This is a genomic window from Nocardiopsis metallicus, assembly GCF_014201115.1.
In the GTDB taxonomy this organism is placed as follows: domain Bacteria; phylum Actinomycetota; class Actinomycetes; order Streptosporangiales; family Streptosporangiaceae; genus Nocardiopsis; species Nocardiopsis metallicus.
On record NZ_JACHDO010000001.1, the window covers coordinates 5,997,603 to 6,023,509 of the forward strand.

A 25,907-nucleotide genomic window follows, 5' to 3' on the forward strand; every position below is an offset into this window, starting at 1 on the left:
CTGATGCCGCTCATCACCCGGCTCTGGGAGCTCGGTATCCGCACCCGATCGAGCTGCCAGGACTACGGGGCCATGCTCGCCGCCTCACCGCCCGGACTCGCGGCGGGCGATAGTCGGTGGATCGACTTCTGCGCGGACCGGGCTTGGCTGGAGCTGGAGGCCGAGGACGCCGAACACCTGGTGGGCCTGCTCAGCCGAGACCCCGAGCTCCGCTTGGCCCTGTCCCAGTGGGGACTCACCGAGTCCTGGTGGTGCGTACGCCCGCTTCTACCCGAGCTCATCGGAGGCCGAGGCAAGACAGCGCCCAGCGCGCATCTTCTCTTCCCTCATGAGCACCTGGAACGGGTGGTGAACGTACTCCGCGAGGCCGGGTGAAGGGAAGCCGGGAGGGGATCTGGGGCCGCTCGTCCTTCGGGACGGGTGGCCCCAGCGTCAGTTCGCTCTGATCCCGGACAGGAAGTCGGCCCAGGCCCGGGTGGGGAAACCCAGTACGTCCAGGTGGGGGTTCTGGTTGTCGCGAACCAGCGTGTTGGGGCCTTCGCGGACCTCCACGCAGGTACCGGCCTCGTTGCTGTAGCTCGACTTGTGCCAGGGCGTCGTCATGTCGTTCATGTGGGGACCTTCCTCAGGTGAGTTCGCTGATCCTGGCGCGGATCAGGTCGCGGGAGCGTTCGGGAGAAGCGGCCGCGGCCCGCAGGTGCTGGGACCTGAGTTCATGGTGTTGCACATCCTCCTGGGCGTCGAACAACAACCCATGAGGTGGGACGTCCACATGCCCCACGCGATCGTCACCGATCCACAGCAGGGAGAAGCCGTAGTTCAGGCTCATGCCCTCGGACTGCGGGAGCACCTGGAGGTTGATCGCGGGGTGCTCGCTCAGCTCCAGGAGGTGTTCGAGCTGGGTGCGCATCACCTTGTTGCCGCCGATCTGGCAGGTGAGGACGGGCTCGTCGATCACCCACCACATCTGCGGGGGAGTCTCACGCCGCAGGATGCTGCGGGTCCGCTCCACACGGGCTTCCAGCCTGCGTTCGCGCTCGGCCTCGTCGGGCACCGCGCCTCGTTCCATGAGGGCCCGGACATAGTCGGGGTGTTGGGCCAGGCCGCCGAACAGCCCGAGCGTGTACTCGAAGATCTGCCCGGCCTCGTACTCCAGCGGGTAGTACGCACCGCCGGGGACGTCCTCGTAGGCGTTCCACCAGGCTGCGGACCGGTTGCGGCTGGCGGCCTTGGCGATGTGGGAGAGCTCTTCGCGGAGTTCGTCAGGGGCTTCGTAGAGGCGGCACAGGGCGTCGATCTCCGGTCCGCTCAGCCGTTTCCACTTGCCGTTCTCCATTCGGGAGACCTTGGACTTGTGCCAGCCCATCGCCTCGGCGGCCTCCTCCTGGGACAGCCCGGTCCGGGTGCGTAGCCGTTTGAGCTGGCTGACCAGGTAGTGCCGCCGGGCAGGGGAACCATGGACCGGAGTGCCCTCGGGCATCTCCACCTCCTGTCGTCGCTGTGCTGGCGCTGTCATCTTCCCACCACACGGGAAACACGCATCATTACTCATTGTACGCAAATCAACTTGCTGTGCTTGTAATTTGCGTTGTTGCAAATCATTATGGACCCATCGCGGGTTGACGGCCGAACCGGTGGGAGGCCTGCGGTGTTGATGTAGAGGTGGCACAGGTTCGAGAGCGGACAGACGAGGTGGTGCTGGATGAACGGGGTCTCGTGTAAGTGGAGGCGTCCGAGGGCGACGGACGTGGGGCTCGCGCGAACGATGGTCGACCACGCGCTGGTGGCGGCCGGTATCGGCGAGGCCGGGCGAGGAGTGGCCAGGCTGGCGGTGAGCGAGGCGTTCACCAATGCGCTGTTGCACGGCCGGCCTGAGATCGGAGTGGAGGTGTGGGCGCGGTCGGGCCGCTGCGGAGTGGTCGAGGTGTACGACGCCGAACCGACCCTCCCCCGCTTCCCCGAGGGCGGGGAACTGGTGGAGCTCCTGACCGAGCACGGGCGGGGGCTCGCCCTCATGCAAGCTTTCACCCGACAGGTGTGCGGTGCCTACCGCTGGGGCGAGGGCAAGCGTGTGTGGTTCGCGGTGGACAGCGATGGGGGCGAACTCAACGCCGTAGAGGTGCGCGGCCTGGTCGAGGAGCGTGCTCGTCGCTGGCTTCCCGCGCACACGATGTCCGTGATCTGAATCGGATGACGACGGGAAGTGCAGCCCGGAGCTTCGGTGCCATCGACACCCGTGGTCTTCGCGAACCAGGCGAGACGAGGTGCCCCGGCTGGTGAGGCAACACCGGCCGGGGCCTGATCACCACCCGGATGAGCAGGAGGAAATCGTGGACAAGCGTAGTCGGCGCCAACGGCGGCGGAGGGGAGCCCGCCCGTACCTGGTCCGGCAGGAACTCCTCGTCGGCGCAGCCAGGGCCGTCCTGGCCCGGCCATTGGCCGCCTGGCAGCACGGGGAGCTGGAGGAACTGGTGGGCCTGACCCGACGCTGGTAACCGTTCCGGATTCCGGAAGTGAATTCGTTTTCGCTGGGCCTTGAAGAACCTTGCTCACCCAAGCGAACATCAACCAACCGTGCAGAAAAAGTTAATTCTGAGCGGGTTCGTGAATGATTGATTCTCTTTATGTGGCTTGAGTGATAATCGCAGTTTCGGGTGGTGTGCGAACCCGGAACCAGAGACACCCCTCAGCGCCGCACAGAGAGGAAGTCCAGAACAACGAAGGTGCCCCGGCGCGGTGCTGCGAACACCGAGCCGGGGCTCAATCCCCACCTGACATCACCAGGAGGAGATCGTGGAAAAGCCTATCGGTAGGCACCGCAAACCCCTACAGGGCTGGCGTGAACGGCTGCGGTGGATGCTCGGATCCCTGTTGGCCGCCGTACTGTGCAGCGCCACCCCACTGCGGCCGCAACAGCGTGCGTTCCGGCCGCCCAGCGAACGATCGCGGCTGCTCGAAACGACCTCGATCGAGACTGGAGCAGCGAGGCGTGGAGCAGGGGAAGCACGTACGGGAGAAGACCCGTTCGCGCTGTTCAAGAGTGTGTCTGAGGTCGCGGCATGGAGGATGCCGCGACCTCGTGAGCCGCACCCCTCGGACCGGGGTTGGTGCGTGGACGACGACGGCGTGCGAGGAGTCCGCCCCTACCTCTTCCACCCACCGACAGTCGAAGAGGCCCTCCTGCGCGGAGAGGGCTCGCGAAGTCCGGAGGGCGAGTTCGATGAACTCGCTGGTCTGGTCCGCACCTGGCTGAGCCTGGCCAGCTGAACCGCGTCCTCGCCTTGGGGCGGTGCCGTTGTCGGTGCCGCCCTGCCTTGCTGGTGGCGGCAGGCGTCGGGTGGTCAACGAGATCGAGAATATGTCAGCTATGGGGATCTATTGCTTGGGTTTTGAGTGATTTCCGAGCCAGCGTGATCGCGTGCTTCCGGGCTCCTGCTCGAAAGTCCGGATGAGAAGAATTATCGGCTCCTGGTGTCGAATTCTGGTAGTCGCTGCGTCCCTCACTCAGTGAAAGGAAAAACTCAGTCACCACCGTGGAGGACACCTGTGGGGAACTACCGCTCGACCCTGCTCCGACTCGCTCCCCGGATCACGAAAAGGGACCGGCAGATCCTCGTCGCGCTCTGGGAACACCGGGTACTGACCACCCACCACCTACAGCACCTCTTCTTCCCCGAGGCGGGACCGCGCCGGGCGCGCAGCCGCCTGCTCACCCTGCACCGGTACGGGGTCATTGACCGCTTCCGCCGTCACGCTCACGACCGCAACGCCCCTGACCACTGGATCCTGAACGCCACCGGGGCTGTGCTGGTGGCCCTGCACCAGGGCAAGGAACCCGACGCGCTGAAGTTCCGTTCGGACCGGGCCCTGGCGGTCGCCCACTCGCCCAAGCTGAACCACATCCTGGGCCTGGCGCAGACCAGGGTGGACTTCCTGCGTGGCGCGCGAGCCTGCGGAGCCGAGCTCAAGGAGTGGCTCGGAGAGCGCGAGTGCGAGAAGCGCTTCGGCTATGACGTGCGCCCCGACGCCCGACTGCTCTGGTGCGAGAACGGTCTGAACCTCCAGGCGTTCGTGGAGTACGACACCGGGACCGAGTCCCTGACCCAGCTCAAGAACAAGATGTCCGGCTACAAGAGCAGGATCCGCTTCAGCGGCGTCGTCACCCTGGTGCTGTTCGTCGTGCACTCCGCCAAGCGAGGAGAGAACGTCGCCCAGAAGTTGGCCGAGACCTGCTCGGACCGACTCCAGGTGTACTTGACCACCCAACACGAGCTGGAGCAGCCGGGGGCCGGTGCGCCCATCTGGCGTGCGGCCACTGACCTTCGCCCTGTGGGCTTGAGGCACATTGCCGGAGCCTTCGAGACGTATGAGGAGGTCGGATGGGGTGCCTGAAATGCGCCCATCGGTACCCCGCCAACAGGGGCTCCGGTAACCCCTCCAACGCTTGTTCCGTCCCAGGGGCCAGCTGGTGTTCCGGCCTGGGGCGGACTACCCGTGAGTCAAGACTCACTGCAGGTCAGGCGGGCTTTGGGGTGGTCCGTCGGACGCCCCGGCTTTATAGCCCAGTTGGCGGTCTATTTCACGTAGGGCGGGCGGGGGCCCGTGTGTGCGGGGGCGCGAACGTCCCCGTACACACGGCCCCTGACTCCCTGGCCCACTACGACTCTGGGTGCCTCGAAACCGAGTTCACCGTGTCCCGTACCAACGCCTTGCTGATGCCTATGACTGGTGTGGTCACTGGATGCTGTCGGCGCTGGCTCCCGGTGACGAGGTCGGGGATGGTGCGGGCTACCAGCGCGGGAGGCGAAGCCCATGGATGACGTTCCAACGGCTGGCGCAGACATCGGACGAAACGCACCGTCACGGACGCGGGCCGCACCGGCCGCCGTGGCCGCCCAGGACCGGTTCCCGCGCCCGGCGGGCGTGTCTGGGTCGCGCGGGGCAGACGGGCCGTTTGGTGGCCCCACGGGGCCCGACCGGGCAAGCGGGGGCTGGTGGGCCTGGGCGGCCTGCCGGGACATGGACCCGGATCTGTGGTTCCCAGCCCAGAGCACGTCGGTACGGGCCGCCAAACGGGTGTGCCGGGTGTGTCCGGTCCAGCTCAACTGTCTAACCGATGCCCTTGGCCGGGGCGAGTTGTACGGGGTGTGGGGCGGGACGTCTGAGGAGGAGAGACGCCTGATCCGGGCCGTTCGCAGAACCGACCGCAAGACAAGAAGGACGATCGCAGAACCGTTCGCAAAAGGGTTCGCAAAAGTGGAGGTCGAGGGTGACGACGACCGAGCCGCCTGAAGTCCCTGACACGGGGTCGTTGACCAAGCAGTTGCTGAGCATCCCCGAAGCGGCACGGGTACTGGCGGTGCCCGAGTCCTGGCTGCGAGAACGGGTACGCCTGCGGCGGGTACCGCACCGCAGGCTGGGCAAGCACGTGCGCTTCACCGCACAGGATCTGGAGCACATCGTGGAGCAGGCGGCCCAGCAGGTCGTACCCCGCAGGCGCACCGTACGGCGGTGGCCCGCTCCCGGCTGAACCCATCAGCAGTGACAAAGAGGGGGTGGGAGCGGGCTTCGAGCCCGCTCCCACCCCCACCCTCGTGCGCTTCGACTGAGGGCATCCGAGTTAGGAGATCAGTTTCAGCTTCTGGTATTCGTCCAGGCCCAGCCCGGGGGTGTGGGCGGTGGGTGCGCCGTCGATGGCCTCGATCATGGTCTCGTCCAGATCGGCCATGAGGTGGCCGTAGCGGTCCATGGTCGTGGTGATCGAGGAGTGGCCCAGGCGGCGTTGGATCTTGAACACGTGCACGTCCTTGTCGATGAGCCGTGCCACGTGGGTGTGGCGCAGGTCGTGGATACGCGGCTTCTTGGCCAGCCCGCGTTCCCGGGCGCGCTTGACCCCGGGTGCCCAGCGGCGTGTGTAGAAGGAGGAGTGGCGCCACCACGCCCCGGTGGAAGTGGTGAACACGAACTCCTCCGGGCCCTTGCCCTCCAAGCGCGAACGCAGCAGCACAATGGTGTCCGGGGTGAGCGGTACCCGGCGGCGCGAGGTCTTCGTCTTCGGGGCGCCGAGCTTGAAGGAGTTGTCCTTCTGTCGCTTCCAGGCCCGCTTGACCTCCAAGAACCCCTTGTGGACCTGGTTGCCGTCGACCGTGCGGGCTGAGGTGGTGGTGATGTCTCGGACCTGCAGGGCGGTGAGTTCGCTGTAACGCAGCCCGGTGCGCAGCAGCACCTCGACCATGTCGCGCACGTCGGGGTCCATGGCTTCGATGAGCAGGCGTGCTTCGTTGTTGGTGAGGAAGCACATCTCCTGGTTGCCTTCTCCGTCGTCCACGCGGGGCAGGCGGGTGCGGGCGGCGGGGTTGGACTGGCGCAGCGGCGGCTCGGTGCGGGTGGCCTCGGCCAAGATGATGAACAGTAGCCCGTGCAGGTTCTGGATGGTCTTCGGTGCGAGCGGAGGTCGGAGCCACCCGGCGCGCTGTCCCCGCTTGGCCCCCTTCTTGGAACCCTTGCCGGTGCGGGGGTTGATGGGGGTGCGCGGGTCGGCCACCCCGGCCTGGAGGTGATTGACCCACTGCCGCACGTGCTGATGGGTGAGCTCGCCTGGCTCGCGCAGGTTCACCTTCGCGAAGTGGGGGAGCAGGTGGCGTTTGAGGTCGCGGTGGTAGTCGGCTCGGGTGCGCTCGTCGATCCCGGACAGGGAGTCGAGGTACTCGCAGGCGAAGTCAGCGAAGAGTGCCGGTTCATCCTCGGGCTCTTCCTCGGTCTTGAGCCAGCCCTGGCCGGGGATCCATCCCTCGGCCCAGCCTTGCCGAGGGATCCAGTTCTCGGGCCACTGGTGGCCCGCGGATTCGACGTGGAGCCGGAAGGTGTGGGCGTCGGCGTGGTTGTGGAAGGGCTCGGACTGGGGTGCCCCGTCACGGGTGCCGCCGAGCCGCCATTTGACCCAGTACCGGGTGGCCCCGCCTGCGAGTTTGCGCTGGTTGATGGTCGCCATGGTGCAGACCATCGCTTGGGTGCGGCCTGAATCAAAGGGAATTCACCAAAGATCTCCGAAAACCTTCGGCGCGCGAACAGAAAATTCTCATATCATGAAAATTGATCCATTTGGTCTTATTTGTATGAATAGATAAATTTGATCAAGGTCTATGATGCCAGGAAGTCGAAATGGAACCCGATGAGGAAAAGCAGCAGGCTGATGATGCTCGCGATCCGGGCTAGGGCCGGGTGTGTCAAGAGTGCACTGTAGACGGCCACCAGCACCATGACGGCCAGCATGACGAGGAAAAACGCTGCAGGAACCAGGAGTGGAGACCACCACCAGAGGAGCGAGTAGCTCCAGCCCCGGGCGAAGTGAGCGACGACCGAGAATAGCCAGGCAAGGAGGAGGATCCCGTAGACGGCGAAGGCTCGGTAAAACCATCTCGGGGCTTGCTCACGTCCCTCGTTTTGGATGAACTTGTCGAAGCCCGCGAAAACCCGACGGCCGTGGTCACGGAGGAGCTCGAGGCCGATGATGTCGACAAGTACGGCTAGGCCAGCCACGAAAGCGAGGAGCTTTCCTCCCCGGCCCCACCACACGATGGGGGCGCCATACAAGGAGTGGTCGGAAAGCTGGGTGCCTGTGAACCAGAGCTGCCATGCCTCGATGTAGGTCAGGTCCATGAAGGCACGGTAGTTGCCCGGGGTGACATAACCGGGGGCTTCAAGAGACCGGAGGCATGGCTCTCGCCTGTGCCTCGGGTTGCTTTGCGGAGCTGATGTCTGGTGGTCGTGCACCCCCGTGCGCCTGCCGAACCGGCTGTATGACGGGAGCTGGGCGCGTCATCCGCACCCCCGTGCACCCGCTGGTGCACCCTGAACGCGAAAACGGCCCCTGGCGTGCGAACGATGTTCGCTGCTCAGGGGCCGTCTTTCGAACGGAGCGGATGACGGGAATCGAACCCGCGTTATCAGCTTGGGAAGCTGAAGTTCTACCATTGAACTACATCCGCGCTGCGGCGCCCGGGGGCTGGCCGACGCTGGCTATCCTAGCCCAACTCGGGGCCCCGAGGGCAAGTCGGCGCGGTGGGCGGGCGCCGGGGTCGAGCCGCATCCGGGGTGTTCCCGCAGGCGGTAAGTTCGGAGCGTGCTGCTCTCCGATCGCGATATCAGGTCAGAAATCGACTCCGGGCGGGTCCGGGTCGATCCCTTCGAACCCTCACTGGTCCAGCCGTCCAGTATCGACGTGCGCCTCGACCGGTTCTTCCGGGTGTTCGAGAACCACAAGTACCCCCACATCGACCCGTCGGTGGAACAGCCGGATCTGACCCGGCTGGTCGAGACGGACGGGCACGAGGCGTTCATCCTGCACCCCGGGGAGTTCGTGCTGGCCTCCACCTACGAGGCGGTGACGCTGCCGGACGACATCGCGAGCCGGCTGGAGGGCAAGAGTTCCCTGGGCCGTCTGGGCCTGCTCACGCACTCGACGGCCGGGTTCATCGACCCCGGGTTCTCCGGGCACGTCACCCTGGAGCTGTCGAACGTGGCGACCCTGCCGATCAAGCTCTACCCGGGCATGAAGATCGGGCAGCTGTGCATGTTCCGGCTCACCTCGCCCGCGGAGCGCCCCTACGGTTCGGCCGCCTACGGCTCCAGGTACCAGGGCCAGCGCGGACCGACGCCCTCGCGGTCGCACCAGAACTTCTCCCGGACCCGGATCGGAGAGGGGTAGGGGCCGCTCTGGTGGCCCGAGGGGGCCTTACGGTACGGTCATGCTTTGACACGTTCCGTCGCTCTGTGCGCCTGTCACGTAAATGTGACCGTTGTCGCCCCAAAGTGTCCAGTGGTATAGATCACATATGGGTGCTCTGTGGCCCCGGCATCCCGTGCCACAGGTCGGCGGACGGGTTTTATGGCGGCTAAACATGTTATTTGGTAGTGACATACCGTCTGAACTGTGCGTACACATCTCGGTAAGGTGGCGCCCCGACGTGAACCAGGTAGCGGTTTCGCCCGCTTAGGGCGCGCACGGGGGGCTCTGCGTGGACCGGCTACCTGAAGGAACCGCGGGACGACTGCGGGGTCTTTCGGGGCTCCGCCGCATCTCGCGGTCAGGGACAGCCCCGTAGAGGAGACCGTGCCAGTAGTACGCGCAGACCACCTGTACAAGGTGTTCGGTAGGCAGTCGAAGGCGGCCGTCGAACGGCTCGCCGACGGCAGCCACCGCGACACCATCGCCGACCTCGACGTGACCGCTGCTGTCATCGACGTGTCCTTCGAGGTCCAACCGGGCGAGATCTTCGTCGTCATGGGTCTGTCCGGATCGGGTAAGTCAACCCTGATCCGCATGCTCAACGGCCTGCTCGACTCGACGGCCGGAACGGTCGAGATCGACGGCGTGGACATCACCGCCCTCAGCCACAAGAACCTGCTGAAGCTGAGGTCCGAGAAGATCAGCATGGTCTTCCAGCACTTCGCCCTCCTCCCGCACCGCACGGTGCTGGAGAACGCCGCCTACGGCCTGGAGCTGCGCGGCATGCCCCGCGCCGAACGCTTCGCCAAGGCCAAGGAGACCCTCGGTCTCGTGGGCCTCGACGGCTGGGAGGACAAGCTCCCGCACCAGCTCTCCGGCGGTATGCAGCAGCGCGTGGGCCTGGCCCGCGCCCTGGCCGCCGACACCGACATCATCCTCATGGACGAGGCCTTCAGCGCGCTCGACCCGCTGATCCGCCGCGACATGCAGACCCAGCTCCTGGAGCTCCAGGCGACGCTGGGCAAGACGATCATCTTCATCACGCACGACCTCAACGAGGCCATGCGCCTCGGTGACCGGATCTGCGTGCTCCGCGACGGCCGCGTCGCCCAGATCGGCGAGGCCGCGGAGATCCTCAACGCCCCGGCCAACGAGTACGTCGAGCGCTTCGTCGAGGACGTCGACCGCAGCCGTGTGCTCACCGCTGCCGAGGCCGTCGCCGCCGGTGTGGCCGTCGACGCCAGCGCCCCCCAGGTCAGCTCGGACACGCTGGTCGCGGACCTGTACACCAGCGTCTCCACCGCCGACCGCCTGCGAGTGGTGTCGGCCGAGGGCGAGGTCCTGGGCATGGTCACCCGTGAGTCGGTGCTCGCCTCCCTCGCCCGGGACGAGAACGAGGAGATCGCCAAGTGACCCCCGTCGACTTCCCGCCCGCCCTCCCCATCGGCGACGGGTTCAACGCGTTCAACGCCTGGCTCAAGGCCAACTTCGGTCTGTTCTTCGATCTGACCGGCGACTTTATCCGCTGGGCCGTCGCCGTGCTGTCCGGGTTCTTCGTCGATCCCGCCGCCGGTCAGCTCGCCTTCATCGCGGCCGTGATCATCGCGGTCCCGCTGGTGCGCTCACGCCGGACCCCGCTGCTCGCCATCGTCGTGGTGACCTCGCTCCTGTACATCGCGCAGGCGCAGTTCGAGCTGATGACCACCGTCATCAACAGCGTGCCGGGGCTCTTCATCTGGGCGATGAACCTCTTCGACACGAACGTCGAGCCCTACTTCGTCGTCTCGCTGGTCTTCCTGATCGCGACGACGGCGCTGGGCCTGGTGGACCCCGCCAACCGCGTGCGCACGGGGGTCGTGGCCAGCGGCTGGCTCGTGCTGGTCCTGCTCGGCTGGCTGGTCCTGCCGATGCTGGTCACCAACCCGACCTCCCTGCTGATGATCCTGCTGCTGAGCCTGCTCGCGCTCTCGGTGGCCGGATGGCGCCTCGGAGTGTTCGCACTGATCGCGCTGACGGTCGTGGCCTCCGTCGGCCAGTGGTCCAACGCCATGGACACCCTGGGCCTGGTCCTGGTGGCCAGCCTCATCGCGGTGGTCATCGCGATCCCGATCGGCGTCCTGGCCGCCTACAACGACTTCGTCAGCAAGATCACCAAGCCGGTCCTGGACCTGATGCAGACGCTGCCGGCGTTCGTCTACCTGATCCCGGCGATCTTCTTCTTCTCCATCGGTGCGGTGCCCGGTGTGGTCGCGACCATCGTGTTCGCGATGCCGCCCGGTGTGCGCCTGACCGAGCTCGGCATCCGGCAGATCGACAGGGAGCTGGTCGAGGCTGGCGAGGCCTTCGGTGCCCCCAGACACAAGATCCTCACCGGCATCCAGCTCCCGCTCGCCCTGCCGACGATCATGGCCGGCGTCAACCAGGTGATCATGCTGGGCCTGTCCATGGTCGTCATCGCGGGCATGGTCGGTGCCGGTGGTCTGGGCAGCCAGGTCTACCAGGGCATCACCCGAAACGACGGTGCGCTGGGCTTCGAGGCGGGTATCGCCGTGGTCATCCTGGCGATCTTCCTGGACCGCCTGACCGCGGCCGTCACCCGCAAGAGTCCTCAGGCCCGGGCCAGCAGCTCGTCCTGATCCCCAGTCTTTTACGTAGTAGTCCTGATGGAAGGAACCCAGATGAAGAGCCGTAAGCGCATGACGACCCTGGCCGCGGCCGGGATGAGCGGTGTACTCCTGCTGTCCGCCTGTGGCGGCGACGGCGAGGACCTGACCGGAGGCTCCGACGACGCCGGCAACGGCGGCGCGGGTACCGCGGACGACCTCCAGGACGTCAACATCGCGTTGATCGCCTGGGAGGAGGCCATCGCGGTCACCCACATGTGGGAGGTCATCCTCGAGGAGAAGGGCTACAACGTCGAGGTCACCGACGTCGACGTCGCCCCGATGTACCAGGGCGCCGCCAACGGCGACGTGGACCTCTTCCTGGACACGTGGCTTCCCAACACGCACGCGCAGTACTGGGAGGACTACGGGGACCAGCTGGAGGACCTGGGTTCCTGGTACGACAACGCCATCCTGACCCTGACGGTCCCCGCGTACATGGAGGACGTCAACTCCATCCCCGACCTGCTCGACCACGCGGACGAGCTGGACGGCCGCATCGTCGGCATCGACCCGGGCGCCGGTCTGACCGACACCACCGAGAACTCCGCGATGCCGGGCTACGGTCTGGACGAGGACTTCGAGCTGGTCACCTCCTCCGGTGCGGCGATGCTCGCCGAGCTGGACTCCGCGATCGCGGACGAGGAGCCCATCGTCGTGACGCTGTGGCGTCCGCACCCGGCCTACGCCAAGCACGACCTGAAGGACCTCGAGGACCCCGAGGGCCTCATGGGCGACGCCGAGACCATCCACTCGGTCGGCCGTGACGGTTTCACCGAGGACTACCCGCAGCTCGCCGAGTGGCTCGAGGGCTGGACCATGAGCGACGACGAGCTCGCCACCCTCGAGGAGCTGACCGTCGGCGACGACGTCACCGACGCCGAGGCCGGCGCCCGCGAGTGGCTCTCCGAGAACACCGAGTTCCTGGAGCGCACCCTGGGCGACGCCGCCGAGGGCCTCGAGTTCTAGGACCCCGGTCCCAGGGGCCCGGTGTGCACTGGCCCCCGGGCCCTGCCTTTCGGAATCCCAGTGTGTGGCCCTGATCACTGGGCGTACAAAACGCCCTGTCTGATCGGGTAGACATACGGGAGCGGCCGCCTCCACCATGTGTGGGGGCGGCCTTCGTCTGGGCGAAGTTGTTCCGGAGCCGGTCCTGGTGGCCCCCCCTCACGTGGGTCGGCTCCGTGGAGGCACGCAGTGAGGGAAAACGATTACATGATGGACAGCCGTAAGCGCGGGACGGCACTGGCCGCCGCCGGTATGAGCGGTGTGCTCCTGCTGTCCGCCTGCGCCGGTGAGAACGGCATGATGGACGGCCTCGACGGCGGTGGGGACCTCCAGGACGTGAACATCGCGTTGATCGCCTGGGAGGAGGCCATCGCGGTCACCCACATGTGGGAGGTCATCCTTCAGGAGAAGGGCTACAACGTCGAGGTCACCGACGTCGACGTCGCCCCGGCCTTCGAGGGGGTGGCCGACGGTGAGCTCGACCTGTACCTGGACATGTGGCTTCCGGTCACCCACCACGAGTACATGGAGGAGCACCGGGGCCGGATCGAGAGCCTCGGCTCCTGGTACGACAACGCGACCCTCACCCTCACCGTCCCCGAGTACATGGAGGACGTGCAGTCGATCGACGACCTCCCGGGGTACGCCGACGACCTGGACGGTACCATCGTCGGTATCGAACCCGACGCCGGTCTGACCCAGGTCACCCGGGACCAGGCCATGCCCGGGTACCGGCTGGAGGAGGACTTCGAGCTCCGGACCTCATCGGGTTCGACGATGATGACCGAGCTGGACGAGGCCGTCACCGCGCAGGAGCCCATCGTGGTGACGCTGTGGCGTCCGCACCCGGCCTACGCGCAGTACGAGCTGCGGGACCTCGAGGACCCGCAGGGGGCGATGGGCGGCAGCGAGGGCCTGCACTCGATCGGGCGCGCGGGGTTCGAGGAGGACTACCCCGAGCTGACCGAGTGGATCCGGAACTGGACCATGAACGACGACGAGCTGGCCTCCCTGCAGGCGCTCACGGTCGGCCCCGGGGTCACCGACCCGGCGGAGGGCGCCCGCCAGTGGCTCGCGCAGAACCCCCTGTTCCTGGATCGCACCCTGATGGAGGACGCCGAGGGCCTGGAGTTCTGAGCCCTCGCGCTCTGGCCGCGCGTCCGGTCCCGTCCGGCCGACTCCGGCCGCCGCACACGAAGCGGGGGCCGCCTCCCGGGAGGGGAGGCGGCCCCCGCCGTGTCCGTGCGGCCTCAGGGCGCGTAGTAGCCGCCCTGGGCCCCTCCGACGCTTCCCTGGTTGATCTGGCCCGGCTTCTCGCGCCTGGGCAGCACGTAGGCGGCCAGGAGACCGCCGAGGAAGCCGAACAGGTGCGCCTGCCAGGAGACGCCGGGGTGCTGGGGCAGGACCCCCCAGATCATCGTTCCGTAGAAGATGACCACGCAGATCATGATGACGATGTCGACGGTCTTGCGTTCGATGATGCCGCGCAGCACCGTGTACCCGAAGTAGCCGAAGACCAGTCCGCTGGCGCCCACCGTGATGACGCCGCTGGCGGTGAACAGCCACACGCCGACGCCGCTGACCACGGCCACGATCAGCGTGGTGAGCAGGAACCGGCCCAGGCCGCTGAAGGCGACGAGTGAGCCCAGCACCAGGAAGGGCAGCGAGTTGCCGATCAGGTGGGCGAAGTTGCCGTGCATGAACGGTGCGGTCAGCACGGTCCAGGGCGCGGAGGTGTTACCGGCCTGGATGCCGAACTGCCGGTCGAGTTGGCCCCCGAGAGGGGTGTCGAGGATCTCGAAGACCCACATGGCCGCGAGCATCCCCGCTACGGTCAGGATGGCGGTGATTCTGGACTGCTTCACCCCATCGAGCCTAGATGAATCAGCCTTGCGGTGGTATGTCCCTGGGGCGCGTGTGGGCGAAATGATCTGTTGTGTTCACAGATGAGTGCCGTGTCGGCGGTGAGCGGCCGGTCCGAACGGGCGCCGCGCGCACGGCCTGTAGGAGGCCTGCTCGGGCTTCAGGCGGTCAGGGAGCGCTTGCGGGGCGGGATGCCGGCCACGGCCATGAAGGACTCCACCTTGGCGGGGTTGGTCATCCCGGTCAGCGGCAGGTAGGTGCGCGAGGTCCGGCGGCTCTTCAGCGACGGGAAGCGCTTGGGGCGCCCGGTGTGGTCGCACAGGCCCAGGGAGCGGATGCGCCCGGGCAACACGTAGTAGGAGCCGATCTCGTTGAAGGGGACCCGCACGACGTAGCTCCCGCGTTCGTAGCGGAACTCGTCCTCGGAGACCTCCAGGACCGGCGCCTTGATCCGGTGGCCGTCGAAGGCCGCGGCGGCGCCGCCGAGGACGAGGAGGGCGCCCAGAACGATGCTCGCCCAGTGGCCGGAGCCGCTGACCGCGACTACGGCGCCCAGCGCGACCAGAGCGTAACCGCCCCATAGCTCCACGTACTTGCGGCCTGCAGGACAGACCAGGCGGACCGATTCGGACACGGTGGATGCCTCTCTCGCTGGGCGGGGCGCTGAGGATGACGGGAGTCGTCACTGGGAACCCTATCCGCTTCGTGGGAGCAGGATTCGCGGTTTCGGTCGGCCCGTGCGTGGGGTTCGGGACGCGCGCACGGATGCTTTTTGTCCTCTGCTGCTTTTAAAGAAGTGGCCATGGGTTCATCCCATGAATTTTTTCTCGAAGTGTAGGCCGCCTTCGCGTGGGTGCGGGGTGTGCTGAGGGTGAAGCTTGCCCATCATGGGATGTTTGCGCCGCCTGTCGGTTTCTCTCTCAGTGGTCGCATGCGTCGAAATTGTAGTTAAACGTCGTTTACATTTCCCTCTCGGGCGGTGAGGGGACTTGATTGGACCGCAATGCTTTTCCCTGGTGTCCGTATCTGGTTAGCCTGGCGTTGCCGCTTGGGGTTCGCTTGACCTGCTGCGATGCAGGAGTGTCCGGTGTGTTGGGGTTTCGTGCCGGTCGCGACCGGGCATGAGCGCGAACCGGTTGCGGATGGGTCACGAATCCGGCATTGGGGCTATACAGACATTTCACTCAATGGTCTTCTAATTGACTAATCGCCTAGTTTCGGCGGGGTGTGCCCGACCGGCATCGACCCCGTAGCCAGTTCGCATGAGTGATCAAGGGTGTGACTATGTTCAAGCGTCGAAAGACGTTGGCACTCGCCGCCGCGGCGACGTCAGCGGTGATGGTGGCCAGTGGCTGTGCCGGTGACGGCGGAGGTGACGGCGGCAACGGTGGTGCCAAGGAGGTCACCTGGGTGATCAACAGCCTGCCCGGTGACTGGCAGGCCATCAGCGTCGCGGGCGGTAGCGTCTACACCGTCCAGATGCTCTCCGGCGTCCTGCCCTACACGGGTCAGTGGCAGCCGGACGCGACCTACGAGTTCAACATGGACTACCTCGCCGAGGAGCCCCAGCTCGTCAACGACGACGTCGACGAGGGCCCCTTCGAGTGGACCGTCACGCTCGCCGACGACGCCGTGTGGAGTGACGGCGAGCCGATGACCGGTGAGGACCTCCGCGTCTCCTGGATGCTCGGCACCAGCCCCGACGAGGGCTACTGCACCGGCTGCGACCCGCGTTCCTCGGCCAACAACGACAAGGTCGAGAGCATCGAGGTCGACGGGAAGACCGCGACCGTCCAGCTGAAGGAGGGGCAGGCCAACCCCGAGTGGATGGGCCTGTTCGACGCCCACAACCAGGCCGGCGGCTTCCTCCCCGCGCACCTGGCCGAGGAGAACGGCTGGGACGTCGACGACGCGGACGACCTGGGCGAGTACTACTCCTGGCTGCACGGCGAGCGCCCCGAGTGGTCCGGCGGCCCGTACCTGATCGTGGACGGCGACCTGGAGAACGAGGTCGTCAAGGAGCCGAACGAGAACTGGTTCGGTGACGAGCCCAAGCTCGACCGCATCACGATGATGTTCAACACCGACGAGGGCACCTTCGCCAACGCCTTCGTCAACGGTGAGATCGACGGGGCCAACCCCGCCCAGTACAGCGAGGACGTCATCCTCGAGATCCAGGACCTGCCGAACGCGGAGGTGACCGTCGCCGAAGGTGCCACCTGGGAGCACATCGACCTCAACCTGGCGAACGAGCAGCTCCAGGACGTCGAGCTGCGCCGCGCCATCTTCACCGCGATCGACCGCGACGACATCGCGAACCGCAACTTCGGTGCCGGTTACCCCGACTACGAGCTGAAGAACAACCACACCTTCGGCAGCGACAGCGAGTACTACGTCGACCACTACGCGGACGAGCCGCTGGGCACCGGTGACATCGAGGAGGCCACCAGCATCCTCGAGGACGCCGGCTACGAGGTCGGCGACACCCTCACCCTCGACGGTGAGGAGATCGGTCCGTTCCGACTGCGCAGCACCGACACCGCCATCCGCAACACCTCGGTCCAGCTGATCCAGGCCCAGCTCGCCGAGATCGGCATCACCGCCAACATCGACATGACCGACGACCTCGGCGGCATGCTCGGCGCGGCCGAGTACGACATCGTCCAGTTCGGCTGGTCCGGCTCGCCGTACTTCACCGCGACCCCGTACCAGCAGTGGAACTCCGGGAGCGGCAGCAACTTCGGCGGCTACTCCAACGACGAGGTCGACGAGCTGACCGAGGGCGTGGACAACGCCCCGGACCTGGACACCGCCGCCGACCTGGCCAACCAGGCCATGGCGATCCACGTCCCCGAGGCCTACGTGCTGCCGATCATGGCGGAGCCGAACTACTTCTTCGTGAACACCGACCGCCTGCCCGACGTTCACGACAACCTGCAGTCCAGCTACCGCGCCACCTACAACATCGGTGAGTGGGACCTCGCCGACTAGTTGCGACTAGTCCGGTGAGTACCGCAGGCCCGGTCCCGGGACACACTCCCGGGGCCGGGCCGGTCCTCGTCCACCCCTGAAGGATCACTCCCATGCTCGTTTACACGATGCGGCGACTCCTGGGCGCGATACCCGTCCTGCTGCTCGCATCCGTCCTCACGTTCGTGATGATCGACGTCACCGGTGATCCGCTCGCCGAGATCCGGATGTCCCAGCCCCCGCCCACGGAGGCCGTCCTCCAACAGGCCGAAGAGCGCCTCTACCTGGACCGCTCCATGCCGGAGCGGTACTGGCTGTGGATGACCGGCATCGGCGGCAACGGCGACATCGGTCTGCTCCAGGGCGAGTTCGGCCCCTCCACACAGGGGCCCCACTACGACATCGGCGCGAACATCGCCGAGCGCCTGTGGACCACCCTGCGCCTGGTCGGCGCGGCCATGGTCTTCGCCCTCGGCCTCGCGATCATCACCGGTGTGGTCAGCGCGCTGCGCCAGTACTCCAAGCTCGACTACACGCTCACCTTCATCGGCTTCCTGGCCCTGGCGATGCCCACCTTCTGGTTCGCCGGCATCATGCAGGCCGCGGGCGTGAAGTTCAACCTGATGGTGGGCGAACAGGTCTTCGCCACCATCGGTGACGGGCGGTTCAGAGCCCAGGGCGAACCGTTGTGGGACCAGTTCCTCAACGCCTTCGCCCACATGGCCCTGCCGACGATCGTGCTGATGCTGATCAGTTTCGCCTCCTGGAGCCGCTACCAGCGCACCTCCATGCTCGAAGTCATGAACAGCGACTACGTGCGCCTGGCCCGGGCCAAGGGCCTGCGCAACCACACGGTCATCCGCCGCCACGCCCTGCGCACCGCGCTGATCCCGCTGACCACCGTGGTCGCCATCAGCGTGGCGGGCGTCATCGACGGGGCCATCCTCACCGAGGTGGTCTTCCAGTGGCGCGGTCTCGGTGACTTCTTCATCACCGCGGTGGACAACAACGACTCCTTCGCACTGATGGGTTGGCTGCTGCTCAGCGGCACGCTGGTCATCCTGGCCAACCTGATCGCCGACCTGCTGTACGCCGTGCTGGACCCGAGGATTCGCTATGAGTGAGAACGGCATGTTCGAGAGCGCGCGCCGTGACCCGGCGAAGAAGGCGAGGAGCAGCGCCGACCGCACCCAGCTCCAGACCGTCCTGCTCCGGTTCAGCCGACACCGTCCGGCGATGATCAGCCTGTTCATCCTGGTGCTGATCGTCCTGTTCGCGTTCGTCGGCCCCTTCCTCTGGATGTGGGACCACACGGTCTACCGGGAGATCCCCAGCAACCAGCCGCCGTCCGGGACCCACCCCCTGGGCACCTCGGCCGCCGGACACGACGTCCTCGGCCAGCTCATGCGCGGGGCCCAGCAGACGCTGAAGGTCGCCTTCACCGTCTCGCTGGTGTCCACGGCCGTCGGCTCCCTGTGGGGCGCCACCGCCGGCTACTACGGCGGCCGGGTCGACGCCCTCATGATGCGGGTCGTCGACATCTTCCTGATCGTCCCGCTGCTCGTCGCCGCCGCGGCGATCGCGGGCAACAGCGGTGCCGGTACGAACTGGGCCGCGATCGCACTGATCATCGCGATCTTCTCCTGGGCCTCCATCGCCCGCGTGGTGCGCGGTGTCGTGCTGTCCCTGCGCGAACAGGAGTTCGTGGAGGCGGCCCGCGCCTCGGGGGCCTCGGCGCCGTGGATCATCCTGCGGCACCTGCTGCCCAACGCGGCCGGCCCGATCATCGTCGCCGCCACCCTGCTGGTCGCGGTGGCCATCCTCGCCGAGGCGGGCATGTCGTTCCTGGGGCTGGGCATCCAGCTGCCGGACATCTCGCTCGGCCAGATGATCGGCAGCGCCCGTACGGCGGTGTCCACGCGTCCGTGGCTGTTCTACCCTCCGGGTGTGCTGCTGGTGCTGATCTGTCTGACGATCAACTTCATCGGTGACGGTCTCCGGGACGCTCTCGACCCACGACAGAGCAAGGTGCGGCGATGACGACTGAGTACACGAATGAAGGAAACACCGTCGTGGCGGACACCGACGACGTGGTGCTCGAGGTCACCGACCTGAGCGTCACCTTCCCCTCCGAGGACGGGCCGCTGCCCGCGGTCCGGGAGGTCTCCTACCGGCTTCGCCGCGGCGAGGCCCTGGGCATCGTGGGCGAGTCGGGCTCCGGCAAGTCCGTGACCTCCATGGCGATCATGGGCCTGCTGCCCAGGAACGCCAAGGTGGAGGGCTCGGTCCGGGTGCTGGGCCAGGAGATCCTCGGGCTCAACGACAAGCAGATCAGCGCGGTCCGGGGGCAGAAGATCGCGATGATCTTCCAGGACCCGCTGACCTCGCTCAACCCCGTCTACACGATCGGCTACCAGATCGCCGAGGCGGTGCACGCCCACAAGAAGGTGAGCAAGAAGGCCGCCCTGGACCGGGCGCTGGAGCTGCTGGAGATCGTGGGCATCCCGTCCCCGGAGCAGCGGCTCAAGCAGTACCCGCACGAGCTGTCCGGCGGTATGCGCCAGCGCGTGGTGATCGCGATCGCGATGGCCAACGACCCGGACGTGATCATCGCGGACGAGCCCACCACGGCGCTCGACGTGACCGTCCAGGCGCAGGTGCTGGACGCCCTGCAGCGGGCCCGCCGGGAGACCGGGGCCGCCTTGGTGCTGATCACCCACGACCTCGGCGTCGTCGCCGGTCAGGTCGACCGGGTGGGCGTGATGTACGCCGGCCGCATCGTGGAGAAGGGCACGGTGGAGGAGGTCTTCTACCGGCCGCGCATGCCCTACGCGCTGGGGCTGCTCGGTTCGCTGCCGCGTCTGGACGGTGACCGCAACGACCGGCTCACGCCCATCCTCGGCACCCCGCCCTCACTGCGGGACCTTCCGCAGGGCTGCGGGTTCGCCCCGCGCTGCCCGATGGCCCGGGACCTGTGCCACCAGGAGGAACCGCGCCTGCTCCTCATCGAGAACGGCGAAGAGCGGACCGGTGACGGGCCGCGGGCCGAGTCCACGGACGATCCCACCGCCCACAGCGCGGCCTGCCACTTCAGCGAGGAGCTGGTGGGGGTCGAGGCGGCCGACCTGTTCAAGGCCACCGCGGTGGACACCGAGGGCGTGGGTTCGGTCGCCGAGATGGAGGCGGCCGAGTCGCTGGGGGCCGAGGCCCGCGAGGAGTACCTGGAGGAGCTTGGCGCCGAGCCGGGCCGTGAGGTTTCCGGCGCGGCCGAGCCCGAGATCCTGCTCAGCGCCACCGACCTGGTCAAGCACTTCCCGATCCGCTCCAAGGGGCTGCTGCGCCGCAAGATCGGCGACGTGCAGGCGGTCTCCGGGATCTCGCTGGACCTGCGCGAACGGGAGACGCTCGCGCTGGTGGGGGAATCCGGCTGCGGCAAGTCCACCACGGCGCGGCTGCTGCTGAACCTGATCAAGCTCACCTCGGGCGAGATCTCCTACATGGGTCAGCCCCTGCACGGTCTGTCCGATCGCCAGATGCGGCCGCTGCGCAAGGACCTCCAACTGGTCTTCCAGGACCCGTTCGCCTCCCTGGACCCGCGTATGACGGTCGCGGACATCATCGCCGAACCGATGCGCATCCACGGGAGCGGGCATCGGGACGCGAGGAAGCGCGTGGCGGAGCTCCTGGAACTGGTGGGGCTCAACCCCGAACACGGTTCCCGGTACCCGCACGAGTTCTCCGGCGGTCAGCGCCAGCGCATCGGGGTGGCCCGCGCGCTGTCGCTCAACCCGAGGGTGCTGGTCCTGGACGAGCCGGTCTCGGCGCTGGACGTGTCCATCCAGGCGGGTGTGATCAACCTGCTGGAGGACCTCCAGGACGAGCTGGGTCTGTCCTACCTGTTCGTCTCGCACGACCTGTCGGTGGTCAAGCACATCGCGGACCGCGTTGCCGTGATGTACCTCGGCAAGATGGTGGAGACGGCCACGACGGACCAGCTGTTCACCGCACCGGCGCACCCGTACACGCAGGCGCTGATCTCGGCTATCCCGCTGCCGGACCCGATCAAGGAGCGGACCCGGGAGCGGATCACCGTCACCGGTGACATCCCCAGCCCGGCCAACCCGCCCTCGGGCTGCCGGTTCCGGACCCGTTGCCCGAAGTTCGCCAACGAGCTCTCGGACGCCGAACGCACCAAGTGCGTGGAGGAGCCTCCGGAGCTGATGGACCGGGGGAGCGGGCACCGGGACGCGTGCCACTACTCGCAGGTGATCGAACTGATCTGACCGCTGAGCCGGTGTTGGGCCGGTACCGGGTCAACGGCCGGAGCGGCCGCCGGGGCGGGTCGGGGATTCTTCCCCGGCCCGCCCCTTTTGTCAGCGAACCGCCGGGCACGCTCTGGCGTCAACGGGGGACCGTCGGTTAGGTTCGCTTGGCATGCTCCAGATCGGCACTTTCCTCCGAGGAGTCCCATGACCCCCGCAACCCCCCACCGCCAGGGGACGCGGCGCGGCCGCCGCTGGCTGGCCGCGGCCGCCCTCGCCACCGCCCCGCTGGTCTCCCTGGCCCCACTCACCGCCGTGCCCGCGTTGGCCGACACCGCGGACCCGACCGAGCGCCTCGACGACCTGCGCTCCGACATCGACGCCCTCCTGGAGGACCCCGCGCTGGAGGGCGCGACCTCGGGGGTGGTGGTCACCGACGCGGACACCGGTGAGGTGCTCTACTCGCGTGACGCCGACACCCGGCTGCTGCCCGCCTCCAACATCAAGGCCTTCACCGGCGCCGCCGCGTTGGAGGTGCTGGGGGCCGACCACACCTTCGAGACGGAGGCCGTGGTCGAGCGCCGCCCGGGCCGTGGGGACGTGCCGGAGCTGTACCTGGTCGGCGGGGGCGACCCGACCCTGGCCGAGGCGGACCTGGACGCCATCGCAGCCGACGTGGCCGCCTCCGGAGTGACCTCGGTCGGCGACCTGTACGCCGACGACTCGTGGTTCGACGACCAGCGGCTCGTGGACGACTGGTGGCCCGAGGATGAGCCCTACGCCTACTCGGCGCAGATCTCGGCGCTGACGGTCGCTCACGGAGAGCGCTTCGACACCGGTGTCACCGAGGTGACCGTGACCGCGGGGGCGCAGGGCGGACCGGTGAGCGTGGACCTGGGCGCCGCCGACGGGTACGTCGAGCTGGACAACCGGGCCGTCACCGGGCCGGCCGGGGGTGTGAGCAGCCTGGTGGTCGACCGCCCGGTGGGCACCAACACGATCGAGGTGACCGGGTCGCTGCCCGCGGACGCCGGTCCGCTGGTGGCTCTGCGCACCGTGGACGACCCGGCCGGGCTGGCCGGGCACCTGTTCGCCCGGGCTCTGGAGGACAACGGCGTCGCGGTCAAGGGAGAGGTGGCCCGTGGTGAGGTGCCAGGCGAGTGGCACCGGCCCAGGGTGGTCGCCGAGCACTCCTCCATGACGTTGGGCGAGGTCCTGGTCCCGCTGATGAAGTTCAGCAACAACGGGCACTCGGAGATGCTGGTCAAGAGCATCGGCCGGGAGGTCGCGGGCGAGGGCTCCTGGGAGGCGGGTCTGGCCGCCCAGGAGGAGGCGCTCCAGCGGGTGGGGGTGGACACCTCCGACCTGGTCCTCAACGACGGGTCGGGGCTGTCCCGGGGCAACTGGGTCACCGCGAACACCGTCGTGGACCTGCTCGACAGTGTCCAGGACGCCTCCTGGTACGAGGTCTGGCACCACTCGCTGCCGGTGGCGGGCGAGCGCGACCCGTGGGTCGGCGGCACCCTGGCGTCGCGGATGGGCGGTACCGCCGCGGAGGGTGTGGCCCAGGCCAAGACCGGCACGATGACCGGGGTGAGCGCGCTCTCGGGTTACGTACAGGGGCCGGACGGTGCGGAGCTGTACTTCAGCGTCGTCAACAACGACCACGCGGGCGCGGCGCCCACACACGTGCAGAACGCGATCGTGGTCCGGCTGGCCGAGTACCTGGGCAACCAGGCCCCGGCGGGTACGTTCGCGCAGCGCGAGGCGGGCGGCGGCCCGGGCATCGGTGAGCTGGAGTGCTCCTGGGAGCTGACCTGCTGAGAAGCTGACGACCGCCCGCCGAGGCGATCAGGCGGCTGAGCGCAGTGGGCCCGTGGGACGTGTTCCCTCGGGCCCTTCGCCGTTGAGCCCCTCGACCTCGGGCCTTTCGGCGCTGGTTCCCTTTCCACCGGGCCCGGCCGCGGGTCCGGGCAGTTATCCACAGGCTGAGGAAGCGGACTGTCGCCCGGGGAGCCAGGGATGGCAATCTGGACTCAGGCAGCACCATCCTCCCGGCCCCCAGAACCTGGTGCTCCCGCGGCCCCGCGCCCCTACCACCAGCGCCTCGACGACAACCCTCTGTCAGCCCTGTGTCCTCACGTCTGGGCAAACCTGCCCCCTGACCGCGTGCCGCTGGCGCCCTGTGCCCTTGTCACCCTGTGCCGCTGTAACCCCCTGCCTCTGCAACCACCTGCCGCTGTAACCCCCTGCCTCTGTAACGCCGTGTCCGCACCTCGGTGCCCCCGACCCGCGGTGCATCTGGAACCCTGCACCCATAACCCTGTGTCCCCGTGCGTGCGTCTCCACGTGCGTCCGGGGCGGACTCCTCGGAAGGGCGTTCATGGAAACGCTGACCGTCGCCTCGGTGTTCGGCATGGTCGTCGGACAGGTCCTGTCGCTGATCCTGCTCGTCCTGGTGCTGTTGGGCCTGGGCAAGCTGGCCAGCCGACTCATGGACGTGCCGTTCAACCTGCCGAGGCTGGCCCTGGCGGCACTGTTCGGGGCGCCGGTGGGCGCCGTGGGCGCGATCCTGGCCTACTACGGCACCTTCGAAGCGCTCAACTCCACCGAGCCCGCCGAGATGGACCAGCCGGGGTTCATGGCACTGATGCTCTTCGCGATGGCGGTGGGCGCGATGCTCGCCTTCGTCGGCCTGGAACTGCTCCTGCCCCGGGGTACCAGAGTCCGGCCGGTCGCCATGGTCCGCGAGGCCAGGGGCTGGTTCGGCCGGATGGGGCGCTACCGGCGCATCCTGTGGATCCTGGCCCGGCACGGGCTGGGCGGCTACGTGCTCGGCCGGAGAGAGGGGGTCGAGGACACCTCGGTGCAGCGGCGCCTGGCCCGCTCCCTGGTGCGCTCCATGGAGGAGGCCGGGGTGGTGTTCGTCAAGCTCGGCCAGGTGCTGGCCACCCGGCGCGACCTGCTGCCGCCGGTGTTCGTGGAGGAGCTGGGCCGCCTGCACAGCGAGGTGGCCAAGGTGCCCTTCGAGCAGATCCGTGAGTGCGTGGAGGGCGAGCTGGGCCGGGAGTCCGGTGCGGTGTTCGCCGAGTTCGACCCCGAACCCCTGGCCGCCGCCTCCATCGCCCAGGCCCACCTGGCCCGGCTGCACGGCGGCGAGGAGGTCGTGGTCAAGGTGCAGCGGCCCGGGATCGGCCCGGTGGTCAGGCGCGACCTCGACATCATCCGCAGACTCGCCCGGCGCTTCGACGAGCACACCGACTGGGGGCCCGCGATCGGAGTGCTCGAACTGGCGGAGGGGTTCGCCGAGGCGCTGCTGGAGGAGCTGGACTTCGAGGTGGAGGCGGCCAACATCGCCGCCGTCGCCGACGCCACCGGTGACTCCCCGGTGCGCATCCCGCAGGTGTACGACGCCTACACCAGCCGCCGTGTCCTGGTGATGGAGCGGCTGCACGGGACCCAGGTCGGCGGGGGAGACCTGTCCCCGGAGGAGGGGGAGCGTACCGCCCGCATCCTCCTGGACTGCCTGATGGAACAGGTGCTGACGAGCGGGATCTTCCACGCGGACCCGCACCCGGGCAACATCCTGCTGCTCGACGGGGGCGGGGTGGGGCTGTTGGACTACGGGTCGGTGGGCCGGTTGGACGCCCAGACCCGGGAGGCCCTGCAGATGATGCTGCTCGCCATCGACCGGGGCGACGCGGTGCTGCTGACGGACACCCTGCTCGACGTGGTCGATGACCCGGGGGAGATCGACACCGAGCGGTTGCGTCGCTCGCTCGGTCAGTTCATGGCGCGCTACCTGAACGGCGGAACCACCGCCAGCATGCGGATGTTCACCGAACTGCTGATGCTGGTCACCCGGTTCGGACTGGTGCTCCCGGCCGAACTGGCCGCGGTCTTCCGGGCGATGGCCACCCTGGAGGGAACGCTGGTGCACCTGTCACCGGGCTTCGACACGGTGGCCGAGGCCAAACGGTACGCCGGGGCCCGGATGTCCGAGCAGCTGGGCACGGGCAACCTGCGCCAGATGGCGTCCGGGGAGCTGATCGCCCTGCTGCCCACCCTGCGCAGACTGCCGCGCAGGCTGGACCGGATCACCGACCAGCTGCACAAGGGCCGGTTCACCGTGCAGGCCCGGATGTTCGCCCACCCCGAGGACCGAAGGCTCCTGCGCTCGGTGGTGCGCCGCGCGGTCATGACCGTGCTGGCTGTGGTCACCGGATTCATGTCGGTGGGGTTGTTCAACGTCACCGAGCGGCCGGGGGTGTCCTGGCCGGAACTGGCCACCCACACCCAGGCGCTCAACCTGTTGGCGTGGCTGCTGCTGGCGACCACGGCGATGTTCGTACTGCGGTTGCTGGTGGACATGGTCCGAGACGGCGGGGACCGTGAACGAAGATGACCGCTCGT

24 protein-coding genes and 1 tRNA gene are annotated in these 25,907 nt (G+C 67.7%); 18 read left to right on the plus strand and 7 right to left on the minus strand.

Annotation, left to right across the window (positions count from 1 at the left end; genetic code table 11):
• Positions 1-3: 3 nt before the first annotated feature.
• Positions 4-375 (plus strand): hypothetical protein, encoded by a 372-nt coding sequence (locus tag HNR07_RS26315; protein ID WP_184367382.1) that lies wholly within the window; start codon positions 4-6, stop codon positions 373-375.
• 57 nt (positions 376-432) lie between these two features.
• Here the strand turns inward: HNR07_RS26315 and HNR07_RS26320 are convergent, their stop codons facing one another.
• Positions 433-612 (minus strand): DUF397 domain-containing protein, encoded by a 180-nt coding sequence (locus HNR07_RS26320; protein WP_184367384.1) that lies wholly within the window; start codon positions 610-612, stop codon positions 433-435.
• Positions 613-625: 13 nt separating this feature from the next.
• A complete protein-coding gene (locus tag HNR07_RS26325; protein WP_184367386.1) occupies positions 626-1,516 on the minus strand; it encodes a helix-turn-helix domain-containing protein in 891 nt (296 codons plus the stop codon).
• Positions 1,517-1,747: 231 nt separating this feature from the next.
• Here HNR07_RS26325 and HNR07_RS26330 point away from each other — a divergent pair, with 231 nt between their 5' ends.
• The 6 genes from HNR07_RS26330 (at position 1,748) to HNR07_RS26355 (ending at position 5,530) form a co-directional block, all read left to right on the plus strand.
• Positions 1,748-2,185 (plus strand): ATP-binding protein, encoded by a 438-nt coding sequence (locus tag HNR07_RS26330; RefSeq protein WP_312893986.1) that lies wholly within the window; start codon positions 1,748-1,750, stop codon positions 2,183-2,185.
• Positions 2,186-2,330: 145 nt separating this feature from the next.
• Positions 2,331-2,495: a hypothetical protein gene (locus tag HNR07_RS26335; protein ID WP_184367390.1), complete on the plus strand. Its 165-nt coding sequence runs from the start codon at positions 2,331-2,333 to the stop codon at positions 2,493-2,495.
• A gap of 571 nt (positions 2,496-3,066) precedes the next feature.
• Positions 3,067-3,267, plus strand: coding sequence for a hypothetical protein (locus HNR07_RS26340; RefSeq protein WP_184373119.1), 201 nt, complete (start codon positions 3,067-3,069; stop codon positions 3,265-3,267).
• Between the two features lie 279 nt (positions 3,268-3,546).
• Positions 3,547-4,392 carry a replication-relaxation family protein gene (locus HNR07_RS26345; RefSeq protein ID WP_184367391.1) on the plus strand — a complete coding sequence of 282 codons (846 nt, stop codon included), beginning with the start codon at positions 3,547-3,549 and terminating at the stop codon, positions 4,390-4,392.
• 420 nt (positions 4,393-4,812) lie between these two features.
• Positions 4,813-5,292, plus strand: a complete 480-nt coding sequence (locus tag HNR07_RS35715; protein ID WP_184367394.1) for a WhiB family transcriptional regulator — start codon at positions 4,813-4,815, stop codon at positions 5,290-5,292.
• A gap of 19 nt (positions 5,293-5,311) precedes the next feature.
• Entirely contained in the window at positions 5,312-5,530 is a 219-nt protein-coding gene (locus tag HNR07_RS26355; protein WP_221318942.1) for a helix-turn-helix domain-containing protein, read from the plus strand.
• 90 nt (positions 5,531-5,620) lie between these two features.
• Here HNR07_RS26355 and HNR07_RS26360 read toward each other — a convergent pair whose 3' ends face one another.
• The 3 genes from HNR07_RS26360 to HNR07_RS26370 form a co-directional block, all read right to left on the minus strand.
• The gene (locus HNR07_RS26360; RefSeq protein WP_184367399.1) at positions 5,621-6,991 is read right to left on the minus strand and encodes a tyrosine-type recombinase/integrase; all 1,371 of its coding nucleotides are present in this window, start codon (positions 6,989-6,991) and stop codon (positions 5,621-5,623) included.
• Positions 6,992-7,140: 149 nt separating this feature from the next.
• Positions 7,141-7,659: a hypothetical protein gene (locus HNR07_RS26365; protein WP_184367402.1), complete on the minus strand. Its 519-nt coding sequence runs from the start codon at positions 7,657-7,659 to the stop codon at positions 7,141-7,143.
• A 258-nt stretch (positions 7,660-7,917) separates the two neighbouring features.
• A tRNA-Gly gene (locus HNR07_RS26370) sits at positions 7,918-7,988 on the minus strand.
• Positions 7,989-8,122: 134 nt separating this feature from the next.
• On the opposite strand from HNR07_RS26370, the gene dcd reads away from it, so the two are divergent.
• From dcd to HNR07_RS26395, 5 genes are all read left to right on the plus strand, one after another.
• Complete coding sequence (dcd, locus tag HNR07_RS26375; RefSeq protein ID WP_184367405.1) at positions 8,123-8,707, plus strand: dCTP deaminase; 585 nt, start codon at positions 8,123-8,125, stop codon at positions 8,705-8,707.
• A gap of 405 nt (positions 8,708-9,112) precedes the next feature.
• Positions 9,113-10,141, plus strand: coding sequence for a quaternary amine ABC transporter ATP-binding protein (locus HNR07_RS26380; protein WP_184367408.1), 1,029 nt, complete (start codon positions 9,113-9,115; stop codon positions 10,139-10,141).
• A complete protein-coding gene (locus tag HNR07_RS26385) occupies positions 10,138-11,364 on the plus strand; it encodes an ABC transporter permease (protein WP_184367411.1) in 1,227 nt (408 codons plus the stop codon). Before HNR07_RS26380 ends, HNR07_RS26385 begins: the two co-directional genes overlap by 4 nt.
• A gap of 42 nt (positions 11,365-11,406) precedes the next feature.
• Complete coding sequence (locus HNR07_RS26390) at positions 11,407-12,360, plus strand: glycine betaine ABC transporter substrate-binding protein (protein ID WP_184367414.1); 954 nt, start codon at positions 11,407-11,409, stop codon at positions 12,358-12,360.
• A 249-nt stretch (positions 12,361-12,609) separates the two neighbouring features.
• Positions 12,610-13,536 (plus strand): glycine betaine ABC transporter substrate-binding protein, encoded by a 927-nt coding sequence (locus tag HNR07_RS26395; RefSeq protein WP_184372712.1) that lies wholly within the window; start codon positions 12,610-12,612, stop codon positions 13,534-13,536.
• Between the two features lie 113 nt (positions 13,537-13,649).
• Here the strand turns inward: HNR07_RS26395 and HNR07_RS26400 are convergent, their stop codons facing one another.
• Positions 13,650-14,264, minus strand: a complete 615-nt coding sequence (locus HNR07_RS26400) for a rhomboid family intramembrane serine protease (RefSeq protein WP_184367417.1) — start codon at positions 14,262-14,264, stop codon at positions 13,650-13,652.
• Between the two features lie 158 nt (positions 14,265-14,422).
• Positions 14,423-14,896, minus strand: a complete 474-nt coding sequence (locus HNR07_RS26405; RefSeq protein ID WP_184367420.1) for a hypothetical protein — start codon at positions 14,894-14,896, stop codon at positions 14,423-14,425.
• Between the two features lie 650 nt (positions 14,897-15,546).
• On the opposite strand from HNR07_RS26405, the gene HNR07_RS26410 reads away from it, so the two are divergent.
• The 6 genes from HNR07_RS26410 (at position 15,547) to HNR07_RS26435 (ending at position 25,899) form a co-directional block, all read left to right on the plus strand.
• Positions 15,547-17,253 (plus strand): ABC transporter family substrate-binding protein, encoded by a 1,707-nt coding sequence (locus tag HNR07_RS26410; protein ID WP_184367424.1) that lies wholly within the window; start codon positions 15,547-15,549, stop codon positions 17,251-17,253.
• Positions 17,254-17,345: 92 nt separating this feature from the next.
• The gene (locus tag HNR07_RS26415) at positions 17,346-18,356 is read left to right on the plus strand and encodes an ABC transporter permease (protein WP_184367427.1); all 1,011 of its coding nucleotides are present in this window, start codon (positions 17,346-17,348) and stop codon (positions 18,354-18,356) included.
• The gene (locus HNR07_RS26420; protein WP_184367430.1) at positions 18,349-19,272 is read left to right on the plus strand and encodes an ABC transporter permease; all 924 of its coding nucleotides are present in this window, start codon (positions 18,349-18,351) and stop codon (positions 19,270-19,272) included. The genes HNR07_RS26415 and HNR07_RS26420 overlap by 8 nt, the downstream gene beginning before the upstream one ends.
• Entirely contained in the window at positions 19,269-21,515 is a 2,247-nt protein-coding gene (locus HNR07_RS26425; RefSeq protein WP_184367433.1) for an ABC transporter ATP-binding protein, read from the plus strand. Before HNR07_RS26420 ends, HNR07_RS26425 begins: the two co-directional genes overlap by 4 nt.
• Before the next feature lie 186 nt (positions 21,516-21,701).
• Positions 21,702-23,318, plus strand: coding sequence for a D-alanyl-D-alanine carboxypeptidase/D-alanyl-D-alanine endopeptidase (gene dacB, locus HNR07_RS26430; protein WP_184367436.1), 1,617 nt, complete (start codon positions 21,702-21,704; stop codon positions 23,316-23,318).
• A 559-nt stretch (positions 23,319-23,877) separates the two neighbouring features.
• The gene (locus tag HNR07_RS26435; protein ID WP_184367439.1) at positions 23,878-25,899 is read left to right on the plus strand and encodes an ABC1 kinase family protein; all 2,022 of its coding nucleotides are present in this window, start codon (positions 23,878-23,880) and stop codon (positions 25,897-25,899) included.
• Positions 25,900-25,907 lie beyond the last annotated feature (8 nt).

What these genes read in the sequence shown, in the direction of transcription:
- HNR07_RS26315 (WP_184367382.1), top strand. Translation starts at nt 4, where the DNA reads ATGCCGCTCATCACCCGGCTCTGGGAGCTCGGTATCCGCACCCGATCG.
- HNR07_RS26320 (WP_184367384.1), bottom strand. Translation starts at nt 612, where the DNA reads ATGAACGACATGACGACGCCCTGGCACAAGTCGAGCTACAGCAACGAG.
- HNR07_RS26325 (WP_184367386.1), bottom strand. Translation starts at nt 1,516, where the DNA reads ATGACAGCGCCAGCACAGCGACGACAGGAGGTGGAGATGCCCGAGGGC.
- HNR07_RS26340 (WP_184373119.1), top strand. Translation starts at nt 3,067, where the DNA reads ATGCCGCGACCTCGTGAGCCGCACCCCTCGGACCGGGGTTGGTGCGTG.
- HNR07_RS35715 (WP_184367394.1), top strand. Translation starts at nt 4,813, where the DNA reads ATGGATGACGTTCCAACGGCTGGCGCAGACATCGGACGAAACGCACCG.
- HNR07_RS26360 (WP_184367399.1), bottom strand. Translation starts at nt 6,991, where the DNA reads ATGGCGACCATCAACCAGCGCAAACTCGCAGGCGGGGCCACCCGGTAC.
- HNR07_RS26365 (WP_184367402.1), bottom strand. Translation starts at nt 7,659, where the DNA reads ATGGACCTGACCTACATCGAGGCATGGCAGCTCTGGTTCACAGGCACC.
- HNR07_RS26390 (WP_184367414.1), top strand. Translation starts at nt 11,407, where the DNA reads ATGAAGAGCCGTAAGCGCATGACGACCCTGGCCGCGGCCGGGATGAGC.
- HNR07_RS26395 (WP_184372712.1), top strand. Translation starts at nt 12,610, where the DNA reads ATGGACAGCCGTAAGCGCGGGACGGCACTGGCCGCCGCCGGTATGAGC.
- HNR07_RS26410 (WP_184367424.1), top strand. Translation starts at nt 15,547, where the DNA reads ATGTTCAAGCGTCGAAAGACGTTGGCACTCGCCGCCGCGGCGACGTCA.
- HNR07_RS26415 (WP_184367427.1), top strand. Translation starts at nt 17,346, where the DNA reads ATGCTCGTTTACACGATGCGGCGACTCCTGGGCGCGATACCCGTCCTG.
- HNR07_RS26420 (WP_184367430.1), top strand. Translation starts at nt 18,349, where the DNA reads ATGAGTGAGAACGGCATGTTCGAGAGCGCGCGCCGTGACCCGGCGAAG.
- HNR07_RS26425 (WP_184367433.1), top strand. Translation starts at nt 19,269, where the DNA reads ATGACGACTGAGTACACGAATGAAGGAAACACCGTCGTGGCGGACACC.
- dacB (WP_184367436.1), top strand. Translation starts at nt 21,702, where the DNA reads ATGACCCCCGCAACCCCCCACCGCCAGGGGACGCGGCGCGGCCGCCGC.
- HNR07_RS26435 (WP_184367439.1), top strand. Translation starts at nt 23,878, where the DNA reads ATGGAAACGCTGACCGTCGCCTCGGTGTTCGGCATGGTCGTCGGACAG.